Here is a 6689-nt window from a genome sequence, read left to right on the forward strand (position 1 = left end):
AAGCTGTCCTTACAAAAGAAAAGGCCAGCGTAAGCCAGCCTTTATGGTTATTTACCGATACAGAATGAAGAAAAGATACGACCTAATAAATCATCTGAACTGAACTCGCCAGTGATCTCATTGAGGTGCTGTTGGGTGATTCGAAGCTCTTCCGCTAATATCTCTCCGGCCATGTAGCCTTCAAGTTGTTGTTGCCCAATATCAAGGTGTTCCGATGCGCGTTCTAGGGCATCTAAGTGGCGGCGACGTGCCATAAAGCCACCTTCGTTGCCACCAGCAAAGCCCATGCACTCTTTAAGATGGCTACGTAGGGCATCAACACCTTCACCAGTTTTTGCAGATAGGCGGATGAGAGTCGGATCATTTACATGGCAGATCCCGAGCTCTTCACTGGTTTGATCCGCTTTGTTGCGGATCACCGTCATACCTATGTTATTGGGTAGACGATCAACGAAATCTGGCCAAATTTCTTTAGGGTCCGTTGCCGTTGTTGTCGTGCCATCCACCATAAATAATACGCGGTCTGCTTGTGCAATTTCTTCCCAAGCGCGTTCAATACCGATTTTTTCTACTTCATCGGAGGCATCACGCAGGCCTGCGGTATCAATAATGTGCAGTGGCATGCCGTCAATATGGATATGTTCACGCAGTACATCACGTGTCGTTCCCGCAATATCGGTCACAATGGCAGACTCTTTACCCGACAGCGCATTCAATAGGCTTGATTTACCCGCATTTGGGCGGCCTGCAATCACGACTTTCATGCCTTCACGCATGATTGAGCCTTGATTGGCTTCCTGGCGTACAGCTTCTAGGTTATCAATGATAGCCTGTAAGTCAGTACTTACTTTACCGTCAGCCAGAAAATCAATTTCTTCTTCTGGGAAATCAATCGCGGCTTCAACGTAGATTCTTAAGTAAATCAGAGAATCTACTAGCGTATTAATGCGTTTAGAGAATTCACCTTGCAGGGATTGTAGTGCTGATTTCGCAGCTTCTTCTGAGCTTGCGTCAATCAGGTCGGCAATCGCTTCTGCTTGTGTTAAGTCCATCTTGTCGTTCAAGAAGGCACGTTCAGAGAACTCACCAGGACGCGCGGCACGTACACCTGAGATGGATAGGATACGTTTGATCAGCATGTCCATAACCACAGGACCACCGTGGCCTTGCAGCTCTAACACATCTTCGCCAGTGAACGAGTGTGGGTTAGGGAAGTAAAGTGCAATACCTTGGTCGAGTTCGGTGCCATTGTGAGATTTAAAAGGCAGGTACTCGGCATAGCGCGGTTTTAGTACTTTGCCTGTTACTTCTAGAGCGACTTGAGCGGCTTGTGGGCCTGAAACGCGGATAATACCGACGCCACCACGCCCTGGCGCAGTCGCTTGAGCAACAATCGTATCTGTAGTCATAGTTGTGCCTGCTAGCATGTGAAGGCCAAAGGGGGCGTTCACGATTAATCAATTAGCTGAATTGTAATCAGCTCAAAACAAAAAGGCGACCTTTTGGTCGCCTTTCTTTTATCTCTTTCTGTTATCGAACTTACTTAGAGTGTAAGCCTTTCTTTTCCAGCGCGCGGTAGATAAGCGTTTGCTGAATCAGAGTTACGATGTTCGATACTAGCCAGTAAAGAACCAGACCTGAAGGGAAGAACAAGAAGAAGAAAGTAAACATAACCGGCATAAAGGTCATGATTTTCTGCTGCATTGGATCCGTTACAGTTGTCGGGCTCATCTTCTGGATTAGGAACATTGAAGCACCCATCAGAAGTGGCAAGATGTAGTACGGGTCTTGTGCTGAAAGGTCAGTAATCCAACCGAAGAACGGTGAGTGACGCAGTTCAACAGACTCCATTAGTGCCCAGTATAGCGAAATGAAGATCGGCATTTGCAAGATGATAGGTAAACAGCCACCAAGTGGGTTTACTTTCTCTTTCTTGTACAGCTCCATCATTTCTTGGCTCATGCGTTGACGGTCGTCGCCAATACGCTCACGCATTGCAGTCAGCTTAGGCTGAAGCATACGCATTTTCGCCATAGACGTGTACTGAGCTTTCGTTAGTGGGTACATAGCACCACGAACGATAAACGTTAGACAGATGATTGCCAGACCCCAGTTCACAACGATGCCTTGAATGAACGAAAGCAGAGTATGAAGTGGTTTAGCAATGAACCATAACCAACCGTAGTCAACTACTAGGTCTAGGTTCGGTGCAACAGCAGCCATTTGGTCTTGAAGTTTAGGACCAACCCAAAGCGTTGCTTTAAAGCTTGCTTCGTCGCCAGTAGCGATGGTTTTGTTCGGCATACGAACACCGATGTCGCCAAGGTTACCGATTACACGAGTGTAAAGGTTGCTGCCTGCTTCGTCGCGTGGGATCCATGCACTTGCAAAGTAGTGCTGAATCATCGCTGCCCAACCTTGACCATTTGCTAGGTTAAGAGACAGGTTGCGATCTTGCATGTCGTCGAAGCTGTATTTTTTGTAACGCGTATCTTCCGTAGAGTAAGCACCACCACGGTAAGTTGGCATTGTTAGGCTACCGCCGTCATCCATAACGTTTTGACGTAGGTGAGCGTACATGCCGAATGTCGCGTTGTTACCAGAGTTGTTGACTACATCGTATTCAACATCCATTGCGTAGCTACCACGCTTAAGGACGAATGTTTTCGTGTAATCAAGGCCGTTCGCTTGGTAAGTCATCGGGATGCGTAGTTCATCCTGACCATCAGCAAGCGTGAAGCTGTCTGCTGAAACTGTGTAGCTTGGGCGGTTTGTGCTGCTTAGGTCGATACCTTGAGGACCCACTAGACCGCTTTGTGCGATAAATTGGTGACCTGGTTCGTTCTTAAGAAGAACAAACGTATCTTCAGAATCAAACTCAGCAGAGTAATCATTTAGATTTGCTTTAACGACATCACCACCAACCGTATCAATTGACAGAGTCAGTACATCAGTTGTTACTGTGATAGTTTTTGCAGAAGCAACTTGACCCGGAGTTGGGTCTAGATCATCTGCATAAGATGGCGCTGGTAGGGTGCTGCCAGATTGTGCCTGCTCAACCGCTTGTGGTGCTGGGTTCTGAGCTACGTTCCATTGTTGGAACAGTAGAAAAGAAACCAATGCCAGTGCGATTAACAGGATATTACGTTGAGAATCCATCGTTATTTATCTCTGTCTTGTTTTTGGACCGGTGGAACGGGGTCAAAGCCCCCTTCGTTCAAAGGATGGCATTTTAATAGACGTTTGCCTGATAACCAACACCCTTTTACAAAACCGTGAGCTTTCAACGCTTCTATCGCATATAAAGAGCAGGTTGGAGTAAATCGGCAGCGTGGGCCGATGAGTGGACTAATAAACCATCTATAAAAATAGATGGGTATTAGCGCTATCCACGCGAAGGGCGAGACAGGCGAAGCCATAATTTGTCGAGTAGCTTGAACATTTCTTCATTGCTTAAATCTTGCGCGCTCTTCTTAGCGATTACAACAAAATCTTTGTTAGGAAGTTTGTGTTGAGTGTTACGAAAGCTTTCACGAGTAAGACGCTTGAATCGGTTACGACCCACGGCGGTTTTAATCTGCTTTTTCGGAACAGCTAATCCAAGGCGAGGATTTGAAAGAGAGTTATTTCGGGCAATGATGGTGAAATGAGGGGAGCCTGCTCGATGAGCTTGCTTGAAGACATTCTGATAATGTTCGGGAGTTAACAAGCGTAACTCCCGACCGAAGGCTAGCTTATTCAAAATAATCAAAGATTACTTAGAAAGACGCTTACGGCCTTTTGCACGACGTGCATTGATTGTTGCGCGACCGTTCTTAGTAGCCATGCGAGCACGGAAACCGTGTGTACGCTTACGCTTTAGAACTGTAGGTTGAAAAGTGCGTTTCATTGTAATTACCTTACTGATCAGTAGTTTTAGGTTTTTGTTAAACCCGGCGTGGGCATTTTTTCTCTTCTTTATATAAGAAAGGAAAACCGACGCCTCTCAACAAAGAGGCGGAATTGTAATCACTGTCACAAAAAGTGTCAATGATTGGGTTAACTAAAATTCCGGTCGGGGGATTATACGTAGAATAACTAAAATCACAAGGATCCTTAGTCGATCCCAACCTTATTTAAGAATTTTTGTAATTTAGGATCCTGTGGATTACCAAAAATATCCTGTGGAGATCCCTGTTCGACAATATGGCCATCAGCCATGAAGATCACTCGGTCTGCAACCTCTTTAGCAAATTGCATTTCATGGGTGACCACCAGCATGGTTTGATGCTGATTTGCCAATTTTTTCATTAGGTTAAGTACTTCACCAACCCACTCAGGATCGAGCGCTGAAGTCGGCTCATCGAACAATAAAAGCTCCGGTTGAAGGGCCATGGCTCGGCCAATACCAACGCGTTGCTGCTGCCCACCAGAGAGCGCTGCTGGGTAGCTGTCTGCTCTGTCACCTAAACCAATATCATCTAATATTTGTTGTGCTTTTTCATGAGCTTGCTGCTTTTTCCAACCACGAACGGTAATCAAACCTTCGGCAATATTCTGCTTTGCCGTTTGATGAGCAAACAACGCGTAGTTTTGGAAAACAAAACCGGTCTTACGGCGCAGTGCCAGTACCTCGGCTTTGGTGTGTTTTTTTACATCGACGTTAATATCATCGATGGAAATCTTGCCTTGATCGGCTTGCTCGAGAAAGTTAACGCAGCGTAGCAGTGTGGACTTACCGGTACCACTTGAACCTATGATGACAATTATCTCACCTTGATTGATTTCTAGGTCGATCCCTTTAAGAACTTCGGTGTCACCAAACTGCTTGTGGATATTTTCTAATTTGATCATCGTACATACGCCTTATTCAGTTTCACTTCGGCCCAGATTTGAATGCGAGTGAGGATAACCACCACGCCCCAATAAATCAGCGCAACCGCTAGGAAGGCCTCAAAGAAGCGGAAACTTGAAGATGCTTCCATTTGAGCTTTGGCCATGATTTCAGCCACACCTAAGGTGAAGGCAAGGGAAGTTGACTTGATCATGTCGATGAAATAGTTCATCAAAGATGGCAGTGCCACACGGGTAGCCTGCGGTAAGATCACTCGACGCATGGCTTGGCTGGTTGTCATACCGACTGAGAGGCTGGCTTCCATTTGGCTGCGATCGATACCGATAATGGCAGCACGAATACTTTCAGCCATGTAGGCAGCAAAGTGTAAGGTTAAGCCGATAACCGCGGCGCCAAACGCATCGAGTCCAACCATCCACGGAAATACCTGGGGTAGGCCGTAGTAAAGAAGGAACAGTTGCACCAGCAGTGGCGTGCCTCGGAAGAAGCTAATATACAGCTGGCTCAGTTGGTCGAGTACAGGGATTTTGAATACACGAATGTTCGCCAGTATCAAAGATAGAATCAGAGCGAAAAATAAGCCCCAGATTGCCATCTCCATAGTGGTGCCTAAATACTTCAGCAGTATTGGCAACAGACCTAGCATGTAGTTAAAGTCAAATCCCATAATCTATCTCATATTTTTATTGGAAGTATTGTTTGGAAATACTGTTATATCAGGCTTTTTAATCAGTACACAAAAGCAAAAAGCCCACCGCTGTATAAGCAGTGGGCTCTGAATGCGTTGAGTGAGTAATTACTTCTTAGTAATGTCCGCACCGAACCATTTTTGAGAGATGCTCTCTAGCGTACCATCTTCACGCATTGCTGCGAGTGCTTGGTTTACTTCAGCTTGCAATTTTTTACCGTTATCGTTGTTTACGAAAGGCCATGCATTCTCGATAGTCTCGAATGGTTGTCCTGCTAGCTGTAATGGTAGACCAGTCTTCTTAATAAGCTCTAGTGCTGATAGGCGATCCATTACGAATGCATCGGCACGGCCCAGTGCAACATCATGCTCAATACCCGTATCGTAGGTTTTCACATTGATTTTGCCATCTTTATCGTAGCTGCGTAATAGTTGCTCAAAGTTTGAGCCAAGGTTTACTGCAACCGTCTTGCCATCAAGATCTTCGATGCCTTTAATGCTGTCATTACCTTTACGAACGGTAATTTGTGCGCCGTCTACTACGTATGGGTCTGCGAATAGGTATTTCGCTTTACGTGCATCCGTGATTGTAATTTGGTTTGAAATCGTATCGATGCGACCTGTTTCAAGAAGACCGAACAGACCAGAGAAGTTTGCTGTCACGTATTCAACGCTATAGTCATTACGTTTACCGATCTCATCCCATAAATCCACTTCAAAACCTTGTAGTTGGTCTTGTTTAACGAAAGTGAATGGGAAGTAGCGACCAGACATGCCGACTTTAACTTCAGTCGCAGCTTGAACAGTAGCAGCAGAGAGTGCGATAGCCGCAATTGCAGCCTTAATCCAGTTATTCATTTGGTAACTCCTTATATTTATAGGGTTGGATGTTACTGGGAAAATGCTCAATAGAATAAATAACCAGATGTTATTAACCATAACCAGATCGCATTCTCGATTTGGGGATAACTAGCAAGGATCCGGGCATAAGTGGATCGTTGTGTGAGTAAAGTAGGGGCAAGATGTGTGGATCCAGCCAAATTTGCCCTATTTATTGTGAATAACTTGGATCTTATTCACTGGATCTGTGATCAATTGCTGGTGATCTGACTTATCAACAGGTAAAATTAGCGGTCATTTCATATAACTTAAATAGAGTGGGGCACC

At 45.4% G+C, this 6689-nt stretch carries 8 protein-coding genes; all 8 read right to left on the minus strand.

The genetic code is table 11. The features are described 5' to 3' along the window. Nucleotides 1–47: 47 nt before the first annotated feature. Nucleotides 48–1409, minus strand: a complete 1362-nt coding sequence (gene mnmE, locus QUF19_RS17120) for a tRNA uridine-5-carboxymethylaminomethyl(34) synthesis GTPase MnmE (protein WP_029223656.1) — start codon at nucleotides 1407–1409, stop codon at nucleotides 48–50. A gap of 130 nt (nucleotides 1410–1539) precedes the next feature. Continuing rightward, nucleotides 1540–3159 carry a membrane protein insertase YidC gene (yidC, locus tag QUF19_RS17125; RefSeq protein WP_102437598.1) on the minus strand — a complete coding sequence of 540 codons (1620 nt, stop codon included), beginning with the start codon at nucleotides 3157–3159 and terminating at the stop codon, nucleotides 1540–1542. A gap of 2 nt (nucleotides 3160–3161) precedes the next feature. Further along, a complete protein-coding gene (gene yidD, locus QUF19_RS17130) occupies nucleotides 3162–3419 on the minus strand; it encodes a membrane protein insertion efficiency factor YidD (protein ID WP_004735802.1) in 258 nt (85 codons plus the stop codon). Then, complete coding sequence (gene rnpA / locus QUF19_RS17135; RefSeq protein WP_017055478.1) at nucleotides 3386–3709, minus strand: ribonuclease P protein component; 324 nt, start codon at nucleotides 3707–3709, stop codon at nucleotides 3386–3388. The genes yidD and rnpA overlap by 34 nt, the downstream gene beginning before the upstream one ends. 45 nt (nucleotides 3710–3754) lie before the next feature. Continuing rightward, the gene (gene rpmH / locus QUF19_RS17140; RefSeq protein ID WP_004735800.1) at nucleotides 3755–3889 is read right to left on the minus strand and encodes a 50S ribosomal protein L34; all 135 of its coding nucleotides are present in this window, start codon (nucleotides 3887–3889) and stop codon (nucleotides 3755–3757) included. Nucleotides 3890–4095: 206 nt separating this feature from the next. After that, the gene (locus QUF19_RS17145; protein ID WP_017111750.1) at nucleotides 4096–4833 is read right to left on the minus strand and encodes an amino acid ABC transporter ATP-binding protein; all 738 of its coding nucleotides are present in this window, start codon (nucleotides 4831–4833) and stop codon (nucleotides 4096–4098) included. Beyond that, on the minus strand, nucleotides 4830–5501 hold the full coding sequence (locus QUF19_RS17150) for an amino acid ABC transporter permease (RefSeq protein WP_004735796.1): 672 nt from the start codon (nucleotides 5499–5501) through the stop codon (nucleotides 4830–4832). Before QUF19_RS17150 ends, QUF19_RS17145 begins: the two co-directional genes overlap by 4 nt. 129 nt (nucleotides 5502–5630) lie before the next feature. Next, nucleotides 5631–6380, minus strand: a complete 750-nt coding sequence (locus tag QUF19_RS17155) for an amino acid ABC transporter substrate-binding protein (protein WP_286295246.1) — start codon at nucleotides 6378–6380, stop codon at nucleotides 5631–5633. Nucleotides 6381–6689: the final 309 nt, after the last annotated feature.

Origin of the sequence: Vibrio sp. FE10 (assembly GCF_030297155.1) — a bacterium.
GTDB classification, from domain to species: Bacteria; Pseudomonadota; Gammaproteobacteria; order Enterobacterales; family Vibrionaceae; genus Vibrio; species Vibrio apostichopi.

Coding starts and splice junctions, on each gene's coding strand:
- mnmE (WP_029223656.1), bottom strand. CDS start 1,409: ATGACTACAGATACGATTGTTGCTCAAGCGACTGCGCCAGGGCGTGGT.
- QUF19_RS17155 (WP_286295246.1), bottom strand. CDS start 6,380: ATGAATAACTGGATTAAGGCTGCAATTGCGGCTATCGCACTCTCTGCT.
- rpmH (WP_004735800.1), bottom strand. CDS start 3,889: ATGAAACGCACTTTTCAACCTACAGTTCTAAAGCGTAAGCGTACACAC.
- yidC (WP_102437598.1), bottom strand. CDS start 3,159: ATGGATTCTCAACGTAATATCCTGTTAATCGCACTGGCATTGGTTTCT.
- yidD (WP_004735802.1), bottom strand. CDS start 3,419: ATGGCTTCGCCTGTCTCGCCCTTCGCGTGGATAGCGCTAATACCCATC.
- QUF19_RS17145 (WP_017111750.1), bottom strand. CDS start 4,833: ATGATCAAATTAGAAAATATCCACAAGCAGTTTGGTGACACCGAAGTT.
- QUF19_RS17150 (WP_004735796.1), bottom strand. CDS start 5,501: ATGGGATTTGACTTTAACTACATGCTAGGTCTGTTGCCAATACTGCTG.